The organism is Pseudomonas sp. ASL3 (assembly GCF_056680425.1).
In genome coordinates, this window is record NZ_CM155281.1 from 3,393,287 (window position 1) to 3,411,559 (window position 18,273).

General features: G+C 56.9%; 15 protein-coding genes. 2 read left to right on the plus strand and 13 right to left on the minus strand.

Annotated elements, in window-relative coordinates:
• Nucleotides 1-187: 187 nt before the first annotated feature.
• The 8 genes from AC1MEE_RS15680 to AC1MEE_RS15715 all read right to left on the minus strand — a co-directional run bounded on the left by AC1MEE_RS15680 (nucleotide 188) and on the right by AC1MEE_RS15715 (nucleotide 7,866).
• Nucleotides 188-424, minus strand: coding sequence for a hypothetical protein (locus AC1MEE_RS15680; protein ID WP_480410520.1), 237 nt, complete (start codon nucleotides 422-424; stop codon nucleotides 188-190).
• A gap of 144 nt (nucleotides 425-568) precedes the next feature.
• Nucleotides 569-2,650, minus strand: coding sequence for an LTA synthase family protein (locus AC1MEE_RS15685; protein WP_480410521.1), 2,082 nt, complete (start codon nucleotides 2,648-2,650; stop codon nucleotides 569-571).
• A 294-nt stretch (nucleotides 2,651-2,944) separates the two neighbouring features.
• Nucleotides 2,945-3,196, minus strand: a complete 252-nt coding sequence (locus AC1MEE_RS15690) for a helix-turn-helix domain-containing protein (RefSeq protein ID WP_480410522.1) — start codon at nucleotides 3,194-3,196, stop codon at nucleotides 2,945-2,947.
• 151 nt (nucleotides 3,197-3,347) lie between these two features.
• A complete protein-coding gene (gene speE, locus AC1MEE_RS15695) occupies nucleotides 3,348-4,208 on the minus strand; it encodes a polyamine aminopropyltransferase (RefSeq protein WP_480410523.1) in 861 nt (286 codons plus the stop codon).
• Nucleotides 4,209-4,340: 132 nt separating this feature from the next.
• On the minus strand, nucleotides 4,341-4,532 hold the full coding sequence (locus AC1MEE_RS15700) for a PLDc N-terminal domain-containing protein (RefSeq protein WP_480410524.1): 192 nt from the start codon (nucleotides 4,530-4,532) through the stop codon (nucleotides 4,341-4,343).
• 121 nt (nucleotides 4,533-4,653) lie between these two features.
• Entirely contained in the window at nucleotides 4,654-5,184 is a 531-nt protein-coding gene (locus AC1MEE_RS15705) for a hypothetical protein (protein WP_480410525.1), read from the minus strand.
• 141 nt (nucleotides 5,185-5,325) lie between these two features.
• Nucleotides 5,326-5,862, minus strand: a complete 537-nt coding sequence (locus tag AC1MEE_RS15710) for an ankyrin repeat domain-containing protein (protein WP_480410526.1) — start codon at nucleotides 5,860-5,862, stop codon at nucleotides 5,326-5,328.
• A 171-nt stretch (nucleotides 5,863-6,033) separates the two neighbouring features.
• Nucleotides 6,034-7,866 (minus strand): long-chain-acyl-CoA synthetase, encoded by a 1,833-nt coding sequence (locus AC1MEE_RS15715; RefSeq protein WP_480410527.1) that lies wholly within the window; start codon nucleotides 7,864-7,866, stop codon nucleotides 6,034-6,036.
• Nucleotides 7,867-8,229: 363 nt separating this feature from the next.
• Between AC1MEE_RS15715 and AC1MEE_RS15720 the strand changes: the two genes are divergently transcribed.
• Nucleotides 8,230-8,508 carry a DUF3509 domain-containing protein gene (locus AC1MEE_RS15720; RefSeq protein ID WP_480410528.1) on the plus strand — a complete coding sequence of 93 codons (279 nt, stop codon included), beginning with the start codon at nucleotides 8,230-8,232 and terminating at the stop codon, nucleotides 8,506-8,508.
• Between the two features lie 408 nt (nucleotides 8,509-8,916).
• Nucleotides 8,917-9,849, plus strand: coding sequence for a CgnE/CgnB domain-containing protein (locus AC1MEE_RS15725; protein ID WP_480410529.1), 933 nt, complete (start codon nucleotides 8,917-8,919; stop codon nucleotides 9,847-9,849).
• Nucleotides 9,850-9,950: 101 nt separating this feature from the next.
• Here AC1MEE_RS15725 and AC1MEE_RS15730 read toward each other — a convergent pair whose 3' ends face one another.
• The 5 genes from AC1MEE_RS15730 to AC1MEE_RS15750 all read right to left on the minus strand — a co-directional run bounded on the left by AC1MEE_RS15730 (nucleotide 9,951) and on the right by AC1MEE_RS15750 (nucleotide 17,723).
• Nucleotides 9,951-11,273, minus strand: a complete 1,323-nt coding sequence (locus tag AC1MEE_RS15730) for an ABC transporter ATP-binding protein (RefSeq protein ID WP_480410530.1) — start codon at nucleotides 11,271-11,273, stop codon at nucleotides 9,951-9,953.
• 13 nt (nucleotides 11,274-11,286) lie between these two features.
• Nucleotides 11,287-13,029 (minus strand): ABC transporter permease, encoded by a 1,743-nt coding sequence (locus AC1MEE_RS15735; protein ID WP_480410531.1) that lies wholly within the window; start codon nucleotides 13,027-13,029, stop codon nucleotides 11,287-11,289.
• A gap of 604 nt (nucleotides 13,030-13,633) precedes the next feature.
• Nucleotides 13,634-14,284 carry a hypothetical protein gene (locus AC1MEE_RS15740; RefSeq protein ID WP_480410532.1) on the minus strand — a complete coding sequence of 217 codons (651 nt, stop codon included), beginning with the start codon at nucleotides 14,282-14,284 and terminating at the stop codon, nucleotides 13,634-13,636.
• Between the two features lie 209 nt (nucleotides 14,285-14,493).
• Nucleotides 14,494-16,800, minus strand: coding sequence for a CHASE2 domain-containing protein (locus AC1MEE_RS15745; RefSeq protein WP_480410533.1), 2,307 nt, complete (start codon nucleotides 16,798-16,800; stop codon nucleotides 14,494-14,496).
• Nucleotides 16,797-17,723 carry a FecR family protein gene (locus tag AC1MEE_RS15750; protein WP_480410534.1) on the minus strand — a complete coding sequence of 309 codons (927 nt, stop codon included), beginning with the start codon at nucleotides 17,721-17,723 and terminating at the stop codon, nucleotides 16,797-16,799. Before AC1MEE_RS15750 ends, AC1MEE_RS15745 begins: the two co-directional genes overlap by 4 nt.
• Nucleotides 17,724-18,273 lie beyond the last annotated feature (550 nt).

Here is an 18,273-nt window from a genome sequence, read left to right on the forward strand (position 1 = left end):
GGCCGCTCGGCGACAGATAATCTGCCGCCAGGGAGTCAAGCATGTAGCTGACAAGGCCAGGTCTATGCAGCCAGACCGGGCATCGACATGGAGAGGCCAGAGCAATGCTGCACCGGCCTCATTTGCAGAGTAACCCTATCGACCGCCTGTGCCAAATGGCAGAACAGGTATTAGCCGAAGGTCTGATTCAAGGGGTCTCGGTGACGGAGATGATTTGCACGCTGTACAGTGCCTTCAGGGATTTTACGGTTGGCTCGGGCGCCCGACCGTCAAGATCGTTCAAATCAAGCTTATCGGCGACAGGATACAAAACCTCACGCAGGTGATCCGCTGCGTCCTCATTACTCGGGCGCTGCTCGCTCGCAAACTCAAGGCGTTGCTGCACACCGTCTTTATCGAGGTAAGTAATGATCCACTGTTTCATCAATGTCTCCTCAGCGAAGCCGAAGAAAGCGGCTTACTTAATCTGGACCCTGAAAATCAGCCATTCGTTCCACCAGGTTTCCGCTGCCGGGCGCGCAAAAAAAAGAGGCCGATAAAGGCCTTTTTTTCAGTGCATTGTCCCCGATCAGCGATGCTTGCCCTCGGTCACACCCGCGGTGTTATCCATCAGGCTCGTGGTCGCGGTTTGCAGAAAGCTTTCCAGCTTCTGCCTTAGTTGTGCCAGATCCGGTTGATCAGGCATCAGCTCTGCGTGGGGTTTGGCGCCCAACTCATATTGGTACACGCGGGGCTCCATATCCTTGGGCTCGATCAGGATGCGGTCACCGGTCACCAGGGCGACGGTCAGCTCGCCCCCGGATGGCTTGATCACGCCAAAACCCTTATCGCCTTCAGGCAGGTTCAGCAAGTCACGACCCCAGCATTGGTTACGCGATTCACCGCCCAGACGACCCATGATGGTCGGCACGATATCGATCTGGGTGCCGACAATACTGCTGCGCTTACCGAATTTTTCCTGGATACCAGGGCCGATCATCAGCATCGGCACGTTAAAGCGCCCAAGGTCCATCTCGGTGATTTGCTGATCGTTGCCGAAGCCATGATCACCGACGACGATGAACAGGGTTTCCTTGAAGTAAGGTTCTTTACGCGCCTTCTCGAAGAACTGCCCCAACGCCCAGTCGGCATACCGCATGGCGGTCAAATGCTCATCCAGCGCACCGTGCCCGGTGACGCGCTCGACCGGCAAGTTTGCCGGCAGCGCATACGGCGTGTGGTTGGACAGGGTCTGCAGCAGCGCATAGAACGGCTTTTTGCCTTCGCGGGCTTTCAGTTCTTGAGCGCCACGGTCGAACATGTCCTGGTCGGAGACACCCCAGGTCGGGTCGGAGAACACCGGATTGACGAAGTCATTGCGGCCGATGAAGGTGGTCATCCCCTGGTTGCTGAAGAAACCTGACTGGTTGTCCCAGGCGAAGTCGCCGTTGTAGACGTAGACATCATCATAGCCGCGGGCGTCGAGCAGCTGCGGCAGACCGGACAGTTTGTTACTGCCTTCCGGTGTCTGCATCAGGTATTCGAAACCTGGCAAGTTAGGGAAACAGCCCATGGTGGCGAACATACCCTGGTGGGTATGAGTACCGTTGGAGAAGAAGCGGTCGAACAGCAGACCTTCTTTGGACAGCTTGTCGAAGTAAGGCGTGATGTTGGCATCGCTGCCCAGGGCCCCCACCGAATGACCGGCGAAGCTTTCCATCAGGATCACAACCACGTTGCGAATCGGCAGCGTTTTTTCCGCAGGCGGGAAGGAGTCACGACGCACGGCAGCGGTGTCGGGATCGACCAGCTTGTCGTTGGCGGTCAATAACATGTCGCGCACGATTTGTTGCGCCTCAGGTTGCGGCAGCGTGGCCTTCCAGATGTTGGCGCGCTGGTCGGAGGTCAGGTTTTCGGCTGCAGAGATCAGCGATAAAGTGCCATTGAGGCCCAACTGGTTGGCGAAGTTCGAATCGGTGGTGTAAGCATCCCCCCAACGCAGCGGCGGGCCCTGACGCAGGGTGCCACGAGCGGCGACGACGGCAATCATCAGACAGACCACAAACACGCCGATGCGCAGGTACCACGGGGCGACCGAACGGTTGCTGGTGGTGCCAAATCCGCGACGCGGCCGGGTCAGACGGTCCACGCCCTTGAAGAGCAGGCTCAGGATCCAGGTAACCGCCGCCCAGGCCAGCAGATAGCGCGCCACCGGGAAGCCGTACCAGAGCATGCTCAGCACGGTTTTCGGGTCCTCCTTGACGTACTGGAACACCAGCCCGTTCAAGCGTTGATGGAACTCGCGGTAAAAGTCCATCTCCATCAGGCCGAGGAACAGCGTGATGCTGGCGACAAGCGTCAACCAAAACCGGAAAAACCCACGCGCAGCCATGGCTCGGGCGCTGAACAGCGCCAGCAGCAGAGGAATGATCAGGTAGACCGTCAGGCGCAAGTCGAAACGCAGGCCATTGCCCATCGCCTCGAAAAAGGTCGACGCCGGAGTGCTGCCAATCATTTCGCGGTTATAGACCAGCAGCGCGACTCGCAGCAGGGAGTACATCACCATCAAGACCAGACCGCTCAGCAGCGTGTAAGCCAGATGCGATTTGACGGTGGGTTGCAGCGAGCGCGACGAGGCGTGCTGATGACTCAGGGCGTCCGTTTGGGCCATGGTGTTCTAGGATCCGTTGGATTCAGGTTGAAGTTCAAATGCATGTGCGCCCTGCACTGTTCGAGACAGCGAGGTCGGCGCGGAGGGCAATTTTTTCATGATCGCGCGGCGTTTACCAAGGATGCGCGCCAAATCGTCAATGACGGTGTAGCTAAAACAAGGCGGCCCGCTGCTCTAGAGCAAGGGTCGAAGCCACCACAGGGCGAAATAACCGCGCATGATTTTCTGGAATGGGCTGTGAAAATTTCGTCTCGCACGGCCCCTGAAATGTAAGGCGCTATGTCGGGAGTTTGCCTACTGGAAAGTCTGATGTAGCTCTTCAAAGGTGGGGCGGCGCGCAGGTATGACACTGAGTTCAGCACTCAACGAGGCGAGCACCTTGGCATAAAGCAGGATCGATACAGTCGGTCTGCCCTTTTCAATTTCTGCCAGCTTTTGTCGGGTCACCCCTGCGCGAGCTGCCAACTCGATCAATGTCATTCCTCGGGCTTTGCGCATGGCTTCGATCTGGTCACCGAGCCGTTCGATTAACAAAAGAGCGTCCATTTGTTACGCCTGCATGACATGACCGTAAACATGGAATGTATACGTAACAAATCGCCCGAGCAAGACAATGTTACGCAAAGATAACATTTTGATTTAAATGTTACCCATACGAAACATTAGCCACCGGTAAAAGTGGCCTTTGGATCACCAATCAGTCGTTACTCGGCTTGTTCACCGCCTGCAAAACATACTGCGGCAATGCAAACGCGCCGATATGGATCTCAGGATTGTAGTAGCGCGTAACGATACCGCTGCCGGCGAAGCGCTGACGCAGGGTCTCCAATGGCAGTTTGCGGTAGGCAGTGTTGGTCGCGCCCCAAGCGAAGGTCATGGCACCGCCGATATAAGTCGGGATCGCGGCCTGATAGAAGTGCCAGTCCGGGAACAGGCTGCGCAGGCGGCCGGCAGTGGTCTGCACTTCGGTCAACTGCATGAAGGGCGTACCGTTCTGCGTGACCAGGATGCCGCCTTCGTTCAGGCAGCGACGGCAAGCCTGATAGAAGTTTTCGGAGAACAGCACTTCGCCCGGACCGATCGGGTCGGTGGAGTCGGAAATGATGATGTCGAATTTTTCTTCGGTGGTGGAGACGAAGCGCATGCCGTCGTCGATCACCAGATTCAGCCGCGAATCGTCGAAGGCACCTTTGGAGTGGTCCGGCAAAAACTGCTTGCACATCTCGACCACGGTGCCGTCGATCTCGACCATGGTGATGTGTTCGATGCTGCGATGCTTGGCGACTTCGCGCAGCATGCCGCCGTCGCCGCCGCCGATGATCAGCACGCGCCTGGCGCTGCCGTGGGCGAGGATCGGTACGTGAGTGAGCATCTCGTGGTAGATGAACTCGTCGGCTTCGGTGGTCTGGATCACGCCGTCGAGTGCCATGACGCGGCCCATGCGCGGGTTCTCGAAGATCACCAGATGTTGATGCTCGGTGCGCACTTCGTGCAGCAGTTTTTCCATGCGAAAGCGCTGGCCGTAGCCTTCGTACAACGTTTCTTGATAATCGCTCATGGGTAAGTCCCCGGTGAATGCTGGTGGCAACGGACAGCGCGTCGCTTTTAGAAAAAGCGCCGCCCCTAAGAAAGTCGCGCATTCTACGTCGCAGACGATGACAGGTCGAACCTCTATTGGTCAGCCGTGCGCTCAGACTCGCAGGTTGCCGCGCGGCCCGGCAATCGCCCAGATGACGAGGCCCAATACCGGCAACAGCACAATCAGCAATACCCAGAGGATCTTCATCCCGGTTTCGACGCCGCTTTTCAACACATTGATGATTGCCCAGATATCCAGGGCAAGGATGATCAGCCCGACCAGACCATTAAAGGTAGAACCCATGGTAATGCTCCTGATTGAATGCTTGCCTGCTTAGGATAGTTGCGCGCATCGAGGGTTCCATTTCGCCAGCATCTTATTTCAGCGCCGGATCTATCTCCGGGGGAGCAGCGCAAATCCATAACTACTGATACAACGCCAACCGCAGCGCTTCCAGTGAAGGCGCTGCTGCGATGCCCACGGCGGCACACAGTTCCAGCACGCGGTCCTGATCATTACCGTAGACCAGCACTGCTTGCAGTTCGTCGTCCAGCGGCTGGCTGAGGTTCATCAGCACATAACCGCCCATTTCCTTATGCATGCTGCTCAGCTGGATCTGAATCCGGTTGAGGGCAGTCAGTGCCTCGACCTTGGCCAATTGCTTGGGTTTGATGTTGAAGGCCACCTCCCTGCCGAAGGAATCGACGATCTGCGCGAACAGGTCCATGTAGCTATCGGCCTGGAACAACACCGTCTCTGGCAAGCTGCCGAGCACCACCCATTCACCCAGCGGAATCGGAAAGCTGTCGTCGTAGTTGATGTCTGGATTGGCCGCGAGAAACGCCTGCGGATCGGCGTAGGCTTGAGCGGCCTCGTCGGCGATGTGTGCGATTTCTTCCTCGCCCATGCAACCCGAACTGATTTTGCTGATTAACTCTATGAGTTGGTTTTTCATGGGTTGTCCTGACAGGTGCCAATAGAGGCGCGAAGGATAGCTGGAAATCAACCGAGGCTCTATTGGCAGAGATTTTCAATGCAGAGTTTCGATGCAAGCTACCAACGCCCCACCACCTGGCAAAACGACTGGCGAAAACGCTCAACCGTTGAGCTTGCTCAGTTGCTCGGCGGTGTCCACAGCGCCCATGGTCTGCGCGGCCGCCAACGGGGTAACGCCCTTGGCATCCCTGACGTGGGGATTGGCGCCTTTGGACAGCAGGTAATCCACGATTTCGGTACGGTTGAACATGGCTGCCATCATTAATGCCGTACGCCCGTCCGCTGAGGCACCCTCAACTTCAGCACCCTTTTCCACCAGCAGTTTGACCACTGGCAGATCGCCCTTGAACGCCGCGCCGGCAATCGGGCTCTGGCCGTTGTCGTTGCGGATTTCAGGATCAGCCTTGAAGTCCAGCAACACCTGCACGGCGTCCAGATGGCCGTGATAGCTGGCCAGCATCAACAAGGTGTCACCCTTGTGGTTGCGCAAATTGGGCGTCAGGCCTTTTTCCAGCAGACGGCCGAGCATCTGTGCATCGCCTTTACGCGCGAGATCAAAAACCTGCTCGGCAAACTCCAGCGCCTCGTCATCAGTCATTAGCTTGGCATCGGTGGTCGGTTTGGAATCGTCTGACATGTATTACTCCTTGAGCGCCGCAGGCAAAAACAGCCAGTTGGAATGAACGGGTTGCCCAGCAGTTTCCAGAGCAGCCCGTCCAGGGTCAAGGTATGTGGTCCATAGGAAAACTCAATAACGGCGCTCTTAATAGCTGGGCTCTTAATACCGGAGCTCTTAATATCTAGGCTCTCAATACCGAAACTTGCCGGCATGGATATCCAACAGCACATCAGGAGTGACCGGCACATACGTATCTGAACCCGGCAGCCAAGCATAGACCGGATCATCCCCGGTTTTGCTGGGGTCAAAGGCCTCGTCCTTGAGCCGGGTCTTCTGGTATTTGAAGGTTCCGGTGGTCTCCATCTTGACCTTCACTCGCAGAAACACGGGCACTGCGTATGAGGGCATCTGATTTTTCGCGAACTGCAGCAACTCTTTGAAATCCAGGGTCGCCAGCGACTCGGCCGGGGTAATCGCTGCCATGCCGGCGCGGCCGTTGGTGTTTCTGATCTCGACGCCGTACGCCACCGCTTCCGAGATTTTCGGGTGCTGCAGCATGATGTTCTCGACTTCGGTGGTCGATACGTTTTCGCCCTTCCAGCGATAGGTGTCGCCCAATCGGTCGACGAACTGCGCATGACCAAAGCCGATATCGCGCAGCAAATCCCCGGTATTGAAGTACCGATCGCCCTTTTCGAACACGTCGCAGAGAATCACTTTCTGATTTTTATCAGGCTCGGTGTAGCCATCGAGTGGCGCTTTTTCATCGATTTTCGCCAGCAACAGGCCCTGCCCGCCCTTCTCGACCTTCTGCATGAAACCATTCGGGTTGCGGATCGGCGCGCCGGTATCGGGGGCGTATGCCACCAGCGACCAGGCCTGCAGGGAAAAGCCGACCGTGTTGTCGAAGTTGAGGACATTGGTGAAGCCGATATTGCCGTCGCTGGCAGCGTACAACTCGCAGACATGGTCGACAGCGAAGCGCTTTTTGAAGTCCATCCAGACACCCGGACGCAGACCGTTGCCGATCATCTTGCGCACCGGATTGTCGGCGTCGTCGCCCTGCACCGGCTGATCGATCAGATAGCGGCACAGCTCGCCGACATAGCCAACGGTGGTCGCCTTGAATTTGCGGGTATCGCTCCAGAATTGGCTGGCACTGAACTTGCGCCGAATCGCAAAGCCCGACGCACCGCACACCGCCGAGCCCCAGCACACGCTCAGGCCCGTACCGTGATACAGCGGCAAGGTGCAATAGACGACATCCTCAGGGCGCATATCCAGAGCGATCATGCCGAAACCGCTGTAAGTTTTCATCCAGCGGCCATGCTTGAAAACGCCAGCCTTGGGCAAACCGGTGGTGCCTGAGGTGTAGATATAGAAGCACGCATCATCGAAGTGAATGCGCTGCGTAGTGATCGGGTTTTTCGAGGAGCCGTCAGCGCTGGAAAGAGCCAGATTGATATAGCCTTCGGGGGCTTGCCCCGCATCTTTGCTGGTGTCCTGATCGGCGACAAAGAACGTTTTGCTTGCGTCGATGGCAACCTCGCCACGCACGGCGCTGAAAACGCTGACCAACTCCTCGCCGACGATAATCGCCACCGGCTTCACCAGATTCAGGCTGTGCACCAGCACGCCTTGGGTTTGCGAGGTATTGAGCATCGCACAGACCCCGCCGATTTTTGCCACGGCCAGCACATGCACCAACAGTTCGGGGCGGTTCTCGACGAAGATCCCGACCACATCACCCTTGTTGATGCCCTGAGCAATCAGATAATGCGCGATGCGGTTGGCCCACTGGTTGACCTGCTCGTAGGTGAACACGCAGTCCTTATAAAGCAGTGCCGGGCCCTGCGGGTTGCGCAGCACCGCCTGCTCGAAGGTCCAGCCCAGACCGCAGGGCTGATCAGCCTTGGTGACGTTGGAAAGCTTCATTCCTTTGATCACCCGCGGCAGCGCCCTGGCGATGGAAGGAAGCTTACGGGCCATCACGGCCCAGGTGATCATGTCGCTATGACTCATGGTTGCTCCCTCGTGGCCACTTGATTCTGGTTCTTGTTTTAGGCGCTACGGTCGCGGTGCAGTCCTTGCCGCCGCTGCAAGGAAAGTACGTCAGCCGTTCAACAGCTGTACACGAGCGATTTGAAAAGTTTTGTATCTCCCCCTGCACGGCGCGGAGCTCAATAGCGCGGCTCAAATAACCTGTTCGCGCCCCGCAAAATGCAGGATGCCCGATGGCAATTCATGCATTTTGCACGAAACCAAAAAAATACAATTCTTATAAGTTATTGATTTTACTTTGAATTATTAAAATATCCGTACTGGCACAGACACTGCAGCAGTTACTCCACGCTTGTTATCCCATGAGCAATGGAGCCGCCAGATATGACTTTCATCCAAGAAAAATTTTCGTCCGTATTTTCCGAATTTGAAGTCACGACTCAACTCCGTCCGGATGGCAGTGTGTTGCTGAGTTTGCGCAATAGCGAAGGCAAACAGATTCGCCGCTCGGTGACCTACGCCCAACTGCACACGCCGGTGCAACTGGACTGGGTGATCAGCGCCATTCGCCGCGACCTGGCAGCTCAGGCCAGCGAATTGCCGGCAATCTCCATGCTGCAAAGCCAGCATCGCTTCGATTTGCCAACCTACCACACGCGTTGAGTCGATTTCGAACCGCACCCTTAGTATTAAACATCAGCAGCATCAAAAAGGCCGTAGACGCTGACTCAGCATCTACGGCCTTCTTACATCCTGCTTTTTAATAGACAGCCCGTTGAATACCCACCGCAACAGTTAATACCCGTCCTCGACTATCCACACCTACCCGACCGGATAGTTTTATTCGGACCGAGTTCGTCATAACGTTTTCCCGTCAGACACACCGTCTGATCAACATCAACGGAGAACGAACACGATGAATAAGCCAACCCTCAATCGAGTCAAACCCAGCCAACAACACACCTTTGGTTTTTACCCTCTGACCAAATGGTGAGTGTTATATCCGATTAACCTGGTTAGGCATGCCACTGTTCTATGCGGTGGCATGTTCTAAACATCGAGAACATGCCAATGAACAACTTGAAACACCTCGAAAGCTTTTTCGGCTCAAGCGACATCAGTTTGCTGACCGACTCCAAAGAACTGGTTACCCATGCCCGCAACAGGGCAATCGATGCGCTATTGATCAATGAGCTGAGCAGCATGCCGGCCAACAGTGTGTGCATCACCCTCAGCAGAGAGGCCACCGAGTCATTGCTGCGCCTCTCAGCCCGCTGCAAATCGGGACGCGCCCTCTACACCCAGGCCCATGCATTCGACCCGACGCTGAAAAGTGCGATCTACGCCCTGGACCTGATCTGCGCCAGCGACTATCGCCTGGCCATGCGCAAACAGGAGCAATTGCTGACATTGCTCGATGACCACAACCAGTTGCTGCTCACCGGACCGAACAGCCGGGGCTGCCTGGACATCCGCGAGGAGGTGGCGCCTTACGCCATGATTGAGGAGGATATCCAGGCGTCGGAAGGTACTTATATATTCCCGCTGGCTGAATTGCTGGAAGTCCATTACACCCACATGAACCCTGACGAACCGCGATCCTTCACTCTGAACGGCGAGTTCAAGGTCGCCGGCATCCTGTCCGCGCGTGGTTACCATGATCCATCCATTCCACCCCGGCTGATCGAGTCATTGGCCAGCTTGTCCCATGATGTCGCGACTCACGGCGCCACGGCGATCATCAAGGACAGCCAGGTCCGATCGTTCAAGGTGGGCGACCGCGACTATTGCGCGCTGCTGAACGAAGCCACCGGACCGCGCGGCCTGCACTTGACCGAGTGCGCTTTCGGGGTCAACGCCAGCATTGCCGACAAGATCGATTACCGCATCAATTCCCAACTCAACGAAGGCATCGAGGGCCTGCATGTTGCGGTAGGTGACGGTCGTCGCGGCTATCACCTCGACATGCTGATGCCGGGCGTGGTCGCTGCACCGCTGCGTTGAGTAATTTGATGTAGCTCACTCGACTCCTCGCCCCTACACGCCATCAGCACGGCACAGGATCGTGCCCGGCTCTGGACTGCCACCCCATGACGCCGGGAGTGCTATTGGCTGCCTTCGACATCTTCCAGGCTGAACGTCTCGGTATGGTCGTTGTAGGAGAAGATTTCAGCGTATCGCCCCCAACTGATCACGCTCTCCAGGGTTTTCTCCACGAAAGCTTCGGTGAGCGAGTCTTCCAATTCCTGCTCGAAGCGCACACGCGGCGCCCAGTGCCCGTTCCGCTCCTGCAACACCTGGCGGATACGGGCGGCCAATGGCACATATCTGACCAGGCGCTCGGCAAAAATGGCTTTGCGTTCCTGAGTGCCGTAATCGGCGAACAACTTGCCCGCCTCGGTGAGCGTGATATCGGCCCCCTTGAGCTCAGCGAAGCCCAAGTGCTCCAGCATCTCCGCCACCGGGAACAAATCGTCGACTTCCAGCAACAGTCGCTCCGAGACTTTCGACAAGCCGGCATGCCCGTGATAGGGCTCGGCCGCCAGCGCCTCGATCAGACCAGCCATCAGGTTGGTGGAGACCTGTGGCAGCGGACTGCCCATCTGCAGTTCGGCCTTGCCGGTGCTGGCGTCAGCACTGCGTCGGTTGGTCATCAATGCATAAGTGTCATCAACCATCTTGCGAAAGGTCGGATCCAGCCTGTTGCGCGGATGAGCAAATGGCACCTTGATTTCCGCCACAACCCGCCCGGGATTTGACGACAAGACCAGAACGCGGTCGCACATCAATATCGCTTCTTCGATATTGTGAGTCACGATCAAGATGGATTTGATCGGTAGCTGCTCTCCACTCCACAAATCCAGCAAATCGGATCGCAGTGTTTCTGCCGTCAAGACATCCAGGGCAGAGAAAGGCTCGTCCATCAATAACAAGGTTGGGTTGACCACCAAGCCTCGGGCAAAGCCCACGCGTTGACGCATCCCGCCAGACAATTCACGCGGATAGGCGTTTTCGAATCCATCGAGGCCGATCAGGTCGATCGCGGCCAGCGCGCGCTTACGCGCCGCTTTTGGCTCTACCTGCAGCGCTTGAAGACCCGCCTCCACGTTTTCGAGCACGGTCAGCCAAGGAAACAGCGCAAAGGTCTGAAAGACCATGGCCACACCTTCGGCGGGCCCGTTCAACAATGAGCCGTTGTATCGGACCTCGCCAGAAGAGGGCTCTATCAGGCCGGCGATGATGCGCAGCAGTGTCGACTTGCCCGATCCGGAGCGGCCCAACAGGCCAACAATTTCGCCTTCGCGCAGCGACAGATCAACATCGCTGAGAACCTGCAACTCATCCTTGCCCTTGCCAAAAGCCCGGCTCACCTTACTAAGTGAGTAGATTTCGGGTGATACGCTTGTGCGTTCGGTATAGGTATTCATGCATCGACTCCAATTAATTCAGGCGGAGTTTGTTTTCAGCAATGGCGTACATCGGCCGCCACACCAAGCGATTGAAGGCCACGACAAAGAGCGACATCACCACCACGCCCAGCGTGATTTTCGGAAAGTCGCCGGCAGCAGTGGTCTGGGCGATATAGGCACCCAAACCGTGCGCCACTACCTTGTCTTGTCCCCATGAGACAAATTCGGAAACGATACTGGCATTCCAGGCCCCGCCAGAGGCTGTAATCGCCCCTGTCACGTAATACGGGAAGATGCCGGGTAGCATTATCTTGCGCCACCACTGCCAGCCGCGGATGCGGAAATTGGCAGCAGCCTCCCTGAAGTCATTCGGGAACGCGCTGGCGCCGGCAATTACGTTGAACAGGATGTACCACTGTGTACCCAGCACGATCAGCGGGCTCAGCCAGATATCCGGGTTCAACTGATAGCGCAGAATCACGATGACAAACACCGGAAACAACAAATTGGCGGGGAAGGCAGCAAGGAACTGGGCCAACGGCTGGATTTTCTCCGCAAGGTGCGGACGCAAACCAATCAGCACTCCAAGCGGTACCCAAATCACTGACGCGACCACAATCAACAGAACCACACGCAACAGGGTAATTAAACCCAAACCGAGCACATGCCAGAGCTCTGAGAGCGTCACCTCGCTACCGATGTAGTGCGTTACGCGGTACAGGATGTAAAGGGTGAGCCCTGCAATCAACGCGCCCCAGACCCAATCGATAACGCGTGAAACGGTGCGGGTCTCTTTTAACGCCACCGCTTTTGATCGCGGCAAGCTCAGGCGCATATGGCCGATGCGGGTAATGGCCCGGGCAAAAGGCCGCAACAGACGCTGAATAACCCTGGTCCGCTGGATCAGGTTCAGCACCCAAGACTCAGGCGCGCGGGCTTGGGAGGCAGTGTCTTCCATGCGGAATTTATCCGCCCATGCCACCAACGGCCGGAACAGGAACTGGTCATAGATAAGAATGACCGCGATCATCGCCAGAATAACGTAGCCCACGGCGTGCAGGTCGCGTTGCTCAATGGCGAGCGCCAGATAGGAGCCCACGCCTGGCAAGGTGATGGTCTTGTCACCCACGGTGATGGCTTCAGAGGCAACCACAAAGAACCAGCCCCCGGACATGCTCATCATCATGTTCCAGATCAGCCCTGGCATGGCAAACGGAACGTCCAGCTTCCAGAATTTTTGCCAGCCGGAAAGCTGAAGGTTACTGGCCACTTCTTCCAGGTCACGGGGCAGCATACGCAGTGACTGATAGAAGCTGAAGGTCATGTTCCAGGCCTGGGCGGTGAAGATGGCGAAAATGGCGGCGCATTCCGCACCCAGTACACGCCCTGGAAACAGCAACAGAAAAAACGTCACCGTAAACGAGATGTATCCCAAAACGGGCACCGATTGCAGGATATCCAGAACCGGCACCAGCAATTTCTCTGCCCGTCGGCTTTTGGCAGCCAACGTACCGTAAACCAGGGTGAATATCAGGGATGCAACCATCGCCGCGAGCATGCGCAATGTGGTGCGTACTGCATATTCAGGCAGATTGGCCGGATCGAGCGAAATAGCCTGGGTCTGCAAGGTTGAAATCGGCGCCCATGTCTGCTCTGCGCCAATTGAGAAAAACAGCAAAAACCCGATAACCAACGGCATGGCTACCAGATCCCAGCGATTGGGAAGCAGCCGTCTTGCCGTCGCCGGGATGTAATGACGGAATACTTTATTCATGTTCAGTGATTCCAGCAGCTTTCTGAGTGTGGTCCCTGACCACGGGTCTACACCGTCTAGAGCGCCAGCGCACGATACTGCGCAGCAGGCAGTCAAAGCAAAGCACACTCTAGTGGGGCGGTAAAACGACGGAGGGAGGCCACGCAAACGAACGCTACAGGATAAATGCAGGGGAAACGGCCGAGTTACTCAGAGATGCAGACTGCTGAATAATACCGCGCACCGACTACATCCCGTTTGGCATCCCAATGCATGACCCACCGAGAATGGGCAGGATCCATGGCTGAAGTCTCCGTTGGTGGGGTTGAAATTGGAATTCGGGCTGGAAAAGCGGAATGAAACCCTAGCGGTAATGCCATCACGCCATCAGCGTATGGCGGCAGGTACTATCGAACCAGACGCAAATGCATAGCTTTTCCGGGGCGGATTATACTTATCAAAATGTTACAGCGGCATGAATTTCGCGTAATTTTTTGAACGCTAAGGATCACCGCTCAGCGCAGTGTTTGGTGCGGAGACCCAATTCGACCCGTCGTTCGCGGGTGGAGATCACATATTTTTTCCCCGGTGCGCTTGACGAACAGCAAGAACGAGCTACGTAAGATCACCCGATCAGGTTTTTGATGATGGCTTGGCTATCGCTTTGGTCTTCCATGTCGTGATCAATCATGTATTGATAGACCGCCAGCGCTTCCTCTCGGCTGCGCGGCTTGATTTCAGCCATCATTGTGAATACAAACCAATCGCGGATCGTCGCGACAGGGCGGCTCTCCCCACATTCCCCGCAGGCCTTGCGCAGCAGGTAAAGCTCATTCCAGTAATTCAGTTCATGCAGGCAGTCTGCCAAGGTATTAGGCATCAAGCCCGGTTTGGCCTTGAAGCGCTTTGCAGCAGCTTGTCTGTCGTAATTGAGGATTGAACGGCTGCCACCCTTTACTCGGTGCAGCATCTTGGCGCAAAACAGCTCAGCCGGTGTTTCTTCGCAATTAAATTCACCGGAGCGCTCCTCCAGCACGTCGACCGGTATCCGCATCTTTTTCGCTGCTTTTTTCGCCGTTGCGATTGAGTCCGGTTGTCCGGTGGCAATCACGCTATGCAGCCAAAGCAACATATCGATGTCTGTGTCCCCCGTGACAACCTGCCATGACGGCAGGACCTGAATGCCAGGGATTGTGTTGGCGTTCTTGCGGATCGGTGGGAGGCTGAAGAGCGTGCGGTGGGTGGCATTGTTTGCAATTTGATCCAGATCACGCATAGGGGAAAATCTTCTCTTCATTTGGCCCGTGAACACACGCCAGTCCTGATCTAGACAGCGAGTTTTCCATGGAATTTGCAGCGATAAGGCAAATCGCCATATTTCTTCAGAATTGAAGTGAGAGGGCCTTCCGATTCGAGTGAACCTGTAGTGGTCCAGCGAAGCCAGACCCGCACAGGGCGCCGCCCTTCCCCGCTGTTGCGCAGGCGTCAATCCTTCATGAGAGGCATGCGAAGGGCGAAGGTCGTGCCTTGGTCGACGACACTCTCACAATCGATGCGACCGTGATGTCGATCAACCACCGCCTTGACCATCGCCAGGCCAAGGCCGAGTCCGTCGCTGAGTTCGGCCGAAGCGAAGCGGCGATATTGGCTGAACAACTCGGGCAATTCGTCGGCGGCGATCCCTTTGCCCTGGTCGATGATCAGGCAGGTCAGCGCGTCCTCGTCGCCCCTGACGCGGACCCTTACGGTCGACCCTGACGGGCTGTATTTGATGGCGTTTTCCAGCAGGTTGAACAACGCACGCGTCAGCAACGCCGGGTCAGCCGAGACGATGCTTTCATCTTCATCCAGGTCATGCAGCAGATGGATGTTTTTCAGTTGTGCGTGGGTCATGGCCTGATCGAAGGCGTCAAGGACCAGCATCGCGAACAGACACGGCTGGAACTGATACATCTCTGACTCGGCCCTGGCCAACAGCACGAAAGCGTCGGTCAGCCCCAGGGCCTTGCGCACCTGCTGCTCTATCTGCTGGAAGACCTGGGTGTTGCCTGCACGCTGATGACGCTGTAGATCGAGCAACGCCAGAATCGCCGAATGCGGTGCGCGCAAATCATGGGATAAAAAGCGCAGCAAGGTTGCCCTCTGCTGTTCGGCATCGCGCTCGATACTTAAGTCGGTGAAGCTGAATAACCAGCCCAAGGCAACCTCACCCTCCACCGGCAGCAACGGCGCCAGATCCAGGCGCAGACTGCGATCGCGGTGATCACGAAATTCAAGGCTCTCAAGTGCCGCAAGCTGGGTCGGGACACCGTCAAGCAAGCCGGGGTAACCGAGACGGGTCAGACAACCGAGCAGCGTTTCACCGACCAGTTCACTACCCAGCAGTGCGCGCGCCCTGCTGTTGGCCAGCAGAATGCACCCGCCTGGATCACTGATCAGCGTCGCAATCGGCAGGCATTCAAGGCCGTCGGCCATAAAACGGCGAGTGTCGCGGGTGCGGCTCACGGCCTGCTCCAAGGCCGCTATCCGCCCCTGCAAGACATCACCCCGCGGGACGATGGCACTGCGGCGCTCAGGCAAAACCTTGGGCTCGCTGTCCAGGCGCGCCAGCTCCCAGCCGAAATACGCCAGTACCACACTCAAGCGGCGCCAGCTCCAGATCAGATAGGCCAGCAGTAGCCCGGCGAGACTTGCGCCAGGAGGCCACCACCAACCAGCGCGCAATAACCCCCATGTGCCGAGTAGGGTGACCGTCACGCAGGCCAGGGTCAGCAACAAGGCGTAGCGTGCCCGCAGCAGCAGTAAACCCAGCAATACCGTCACCACGGCCATGGATAGCCAGGTCGAAAGCCATTGAGCAAGCGTCACAATGCTGCGCTGTTGCAGCAGGCCATTGAGAATATTCGCCTGAATCTCGACCCCTGAGGTGGTACCGGTTTGCACCGACAGTGATGTGACATAGCGGTCACCCAGGCCAGGGGCCGTGGCACCGATCAAAATAATTCGATCGCGCAACAACTCCGGCGGGACTTCACCGCGCAATACACTGAGGTAGGGCACACTGGGAAAGCCTGAGTCGGCTGCGATAAAAGGCACGAGGATCGCGTGCTCACGTTGCCAACCGGCCATCTGCAACGCGTCCGGGCTACCTGGCATTTGCAGCGCCTTGCCCGCCTGGGTCAGCGCGTAGACCTGCCAGGCCAGCTGTGGTCGCAGATGTTGCACAGGCCCTTCGCTCAGATAGATGTTGCGCACAACGCCGTCAGTATCGGCTTGCATGTTGATGTGACCAATGGCCCTGGCGCAGCTGCGCAACGGCTCTACCGGTTCTATTTCTACCAGGCTCTTGCCATAGCGTGGCAGCCCTTCGCGCAACAACGGCAGCACCACATTGCCTGAACGGCAGAGGGCTTGGGCGAGCAACTGATCATTGGCGGGCACAGGCTCCGGCTCGCTGAAAATCACATCGAACAGCACCGCCTTGGCACCCGCGTCAGCCAGCCTGTCGAGCAATTGCGCATGCAGGTTTCGAGGCCAGGGCCAGCGACCAAGACTCTGCAAGCTCAAGTCATCGATAGTGACAATGAGAATCCGTGGGTCAACAGGCAACGGGCTCAGGCTACGCAGGCGATCATAAAGAAGATTGTCCAAGGCCAATCCATGGCTGAACGACAAGGCAGCAGTCAAAGGCAGCAGCGTCAGGATCACCCACAACCATTCGCGCACTAATCCGCGAAACAGCCGCTGTGCCTGACTCGGCTCACGACCTTCGGCACGCCGCCAAAAAGTCATGGGTTAGACACTGAAGCACTGTTTGCCATGGCGCGCGCCGGATAATAGAAAATGTCATATCCGCTGGTCTCACCCTCCAACCCTTGCGCGTCAAAGGCGGATAAGCGCACATGGTAGAACGCCGCTTTCAGGCCACTGAAATTGAACGTCGGCGTACTGGAGAAACGCTCCTGTTTGATATCCATGAAGTCCCGGTCAATGGCGACCTGTGCGCGATAGCGTGAGGCGCCGGTCAGGGGCTTGAGGAACAGCTGCCAGACCGGCGACGGGCCCTTCTGGCCGCCTTGCCCCAGCAACAGCGGCGCCGGCAACAACTCCACCGCCTTCAGCTCACCTTGTTTCTGCACCCGCATGCCTTGCCGGGCGCCGACACGAACATCACTGTCGCGAGTCCCGGCAGACTCGACCGCAGGGTGATCGACCTGGTCACGGTTGACCGCTACCTGGCCATTGAGCACTTCGACCAATGCCTGCGCACTTTCACTGCGCACGCGAAAGTGCGTCCCGCGCACACCCAGCACGCCCACCGGCGTAACAATCTGGAAGCGGTCGCGATCGCTCCAGCGCTTGATCACGTATGACTCGACCTGCCCTTGCTCAAGGATGACTTGTGGAATTTTCAGGTCATCAACCAGATGCAGTCTGACCTGTGAGCTGGAGGGCAGGACAATCCGGGATCCATCCCCCAGTGACAGACTGACGAATGCATCAGGCAAAGTCCTCACGCCTTCCTGCTCGTCAAGCGTCATACCCTCCTCCAATGGCGTCTGGTTACCTTTACTGTCCAGCTTCCAGGCTTCGCCGGTCAGGTGCATGACAATCGCCGGCAGCGGTTGCGCCCGACACTGCTGCTCGCGATCTATAAAGTCCGCGGGTTGATTGCCCGGCGCCGCCAGAGTCGCCTGAACAGACAGACAAAACAAACCACCAAGCCATAATAGCCGGGTACTCAGGTACCGCCCTGACGGCTGTAAATGAGCAAGAGAAAACGCTGGCAGAATTTGCGGACGGAGGAAGTTTGCAAAAAAAGAACGAGGCAGTTCACTCATTGGATTCGCTTGTCGTACGTGTCAGGAGAACAACGTTCAGCGCCTCTAATCAATCGAGTGCGCATCTTGCACTATGCGCAACATAACCGAGTGGATGATCGGACTGTTAGTGTCACACACCTATAGGCTCCAGATATGGCCGCCAGGCAAGGGATGACACATCCCTGTGTCCAAGCCGGTTCATAGGATATGTCCGCCTTGTCTATCGAGAAAAAATCATCCTGACCATGTCCCGACGACGGCCAGGAACTCGCCCCTCCGTCTCCCGCCTTGAGTCAGGCAGGTGGACACATCCTTGCGTCAGTGTTGCTCCAGCGCCCCTATCTTTCTCAACGGGTGGAAATTTACCAGCTGCACCCACGTCGCTGACTGATTTGTCATATTTGTTCAGATTGTCTTTTCACACGGTCATCGCCATGGCTCT

What these genes read in the sequence shown, in the direction of transcription:
- AC1MEE_RS15680 (WP_480410520.1), bottom strand. Translation starts at nt 424, where the DNA reads ATGAAACAGTGGATCATTACTTACCTCGATAAAGACGGTGTGCAGCAA.
- AC1MEE_RS15685 (WP_480410521.1), bottom strand. Translation starts at nt 2,650, where the DNA reads ATGGCCCAAACGGACGCCCTGAGTCATCAGCACGCCTCGTCGCGCTCG.
- AC1MEE_RS15690 (WP_480410522.1), bottom strand. Translation starts at nt 3,196, where the DNA reads ATGGACGCTCTTTTGTTAATCGAACGGCTCGGTGACCAGATCGAAGCC.
- speE (WP_480410523.1), bottom strand. Translation starts at nt 4,208, where the DNA reads ATGAGCGATTATCAAGAAACGTTGTACGAAGGCTACGGCCAGCGCTTT.
- AC1MEE_RS15700 (WP_480410524.1), bottom strand. Translation starts at nt 4,532, where the DNA reads ATGGGTTCTACCTTTAATGGTCTGGTCGGGCTGATCATCCTTGCCCTG.
- AC1MEE_RS15705 (WP_480410525.1), bottom strand. Translation starts at nt 5,184, where the DNA reads ATGAAAAACCAACTCATAGAGTTAATCAGCAAAATCAGTTCGGGTTGC.
- AC1MEE_RS15710 (WP_480410526.1), bottom strand. Translation starts at nt 5,862, where the DNA reads ATGTCAGACGATTCCAAACCGACCACCGATGCCAAGCTAATGACTGAT.
- AC1MEE_RS15715 (WP_480410527.1), bottom strand. Translation starts at nt 7,866, where the DNA reads ATGAGTCATAGCGACATGATCACCTGGGCCGTGATGGCCCGTAAGCTT.
- AC1MEE_RS15720 (WP_480410528.1), top strand. Translation starts at nt 8,230, where the DNA reads ATGACTTTCATCCAAGAAAAATTTTCGTCCGTATTTTCCGAATTTGAA.
- AC1MEE_RS15725 (WP_480410529.1), top strand. Translation starts at nt 8,917, where the DNA reads ATGAACAACTTGAAACACCTCGAAAGCTTTTTCGGCTCAAGCGACATC.
- AC1MEE_RS15730 (WP_480410530.1), bottom strand. Translation starts at nt 11,273, where the DNA reads ATGAATACCTATACCGAACGCACAAGCGTATCACCCGAAATCTACTCA.
- AC1MEE_RS15735 (WP_480410531.1), bottom strand. Translation starts at nt 13,029, where the DNA reads ATGAATAAAGTATTCCGTCATTACATCCCGGCGACGGCAAGACGGCTG.
- AC1MEE_RS15740 (WP_480410532.1), bottom strand. Translation starts at nt 14,284, where the DNA reads ATGCGTGATCTGGATCAAATTGCAAACAATGCCACCCACCGCACGCTC.
- AC1MEE_RS15745 (WP_480410533.1), bottom strand. Translation starts at nt 16,800, where the DNA reads ATGACTTTTTGGCGGCGTGCCGAAGGTCGTGAGCCGAGTCAGGCACAG.